Here is a 1032-nt window from a genome sequence, read left to right as displayed (position 1 = left end):
ACCGTGACCACACCCACCACCGAAGCGAGCTTCAAGATGGTCAGCGTGTTACCCCACACCCAACCCGCATCCCCATACAAGTCAGGCCGGGTCACAATGCCGATCACCACCAACACCAGCAAGGTGGCAAGCAAACCCAGGTTCCGGCGGGCACCCTCACCCCCGTCACCCCGCCAGAAGGAGAGTCCCGCCGGCGCGGCGGGCTTCGCAGCCCCCGCCTGCACAGCCGACGGCTCGGCCGGCGCATCGTCCGCCCGCTTCGGGGCCACCGTGGGTGTCATCTCGCTCATGCCGGGGCGCCTTCCATGAGGGACCCCGCCATCACGAGGTCAAGCACAGTGTCTTCATCGAGGTCACCAGCCGGTGCTTCCCGCACCACCCGGCCCTCCCGCATCACCAACACCCGATCCGCCAGACCGAGCACCTCGGGCACCTCACTGGACACCAGCAGCACCCCGACACCCTGCCCAGCCAAATCCCGAATCACCTGGTACAACTCGGCCCGAGCCCCCACATCCACACCCCGGGTCGGCTCATCCAACAGCAGCAGTCTGGTGTCCCCCAACAGCCACCGGCCCACCACCGCCTTCTGCTGATTACCACCCGAGAGAGTCCGCACCGCCCGACGCACATCCCGCGGCCGCAACTCCAACGAATCCGCGATCCGCTCCGCCTCAGCCCGCTCCCGCCCCACATCCGTGAAACCCAGCCGCGCATACCGACCGAACGTCGCCAAAGTGATATTGCGGTAGATCGGCTCACCCAACAGCAACGCCTGGCTCTTCCGCTCCTCCGGCGCCATGCCCATCCCGGCCCGCACCGCCGCCCCGACGCTTCCCGCCCGCAGCGCCCGACCGTTCATCGTGACCGTGCCCGCCTGCGCCCGACGCGCGCCGTAGATCGTCTCCAACACCTCCGAACGGCCCGAACCGACCAACCCGGCGATACCGACGATCTCCCCCGCCCGCACCGTCAACGACACATCCGCGAACTCACCCGCCCGGGTCAACCCGTCCACCCGCAGCAACTCGC

General features: G+C 68.4%; 1 protein-coding gene and 1 pseudogene. Both read right to left on the bottom strand.

Going from position 1 to position 1032, the window contains the following annotated elements; all coding sequences use genetic code 11:
- Window positions 1-290 (bottom strand): annotated as a pseudogene (locus tag ABZ671_RS32795) (ABC transporter permease); the annotation flags it as partial.
- Window positions 287-1032 (bottom strand): ATP-binding cassette domain-containing protein (locus ABZ671_RS32790; RefSeq protein WP_357865477.1); only part of this gene is annotated, 746 nt, incomplete at its 5' end. The pseudogene ABZ671_RS32795 and the gene ABZ671_RS32790, both read right to left, overlap by 4 nt.

The organism is Micromonospora sp. NPDC006766 (assembly GCF_040636055.1).
Lineage (GTDB): Bacteria > Actinomycetota > Actinomycetes > Mycobacteriales > Micromonosporaceae > Micromonospora.
Note: the sequence above shows the minus strand (reverse complement) of the source record. Positions and strands in the feature narration are given on the sequence as shown.